Annotated in this window: 1 protein-coding gene; it reads right to left on the reverse strand. The window is 41.1% G+C overall.

All coding sequences use genetic code 11. From position 1 onward, the window contains the following. On the reverse strand, window positions 1-375 hold a 375-nt coding region (locus HC176_RS17495; RefSeq protein ID WP_167920279.1), incomplete at both ends, for an MMPL family transporter.

Consider the following 375-nt stretch of genomic DNA (forward strand, 5'->3'; position numbering starts at 1 on the left):
GTCAATGAACAACCTGGTGATGAAGATCGCAGTGAATAAGGAAGTCGCGATACCAATTAATAAGGTAGTTGCAAATCCTTTTATAGGACCTGTACCAAGAACCAAAAGGATCAAACCGGTTAATGCCGTTGTTATGTTCGCATCAAGAATAGAAGAAAGCGCATTGCTAAATCCATCCCTGGTAGCATCCTTATGATTTTTACCCAATCTTAGTTCTTCCCGTATCCTTTCAAAGATAAGTACGTTAGCATCCACCGACATACCAATTGTTAGTACGATACCAGCAATACCCGGCAGGGTAAGCACGGCACCAAGTCCTGCCAGTACTCCAAAAATAAACAGGATGTTTACTATAAGAGCGATATCTGCATAAAT

The organism is Tamlana crocina, assembly GCF_012037625.1.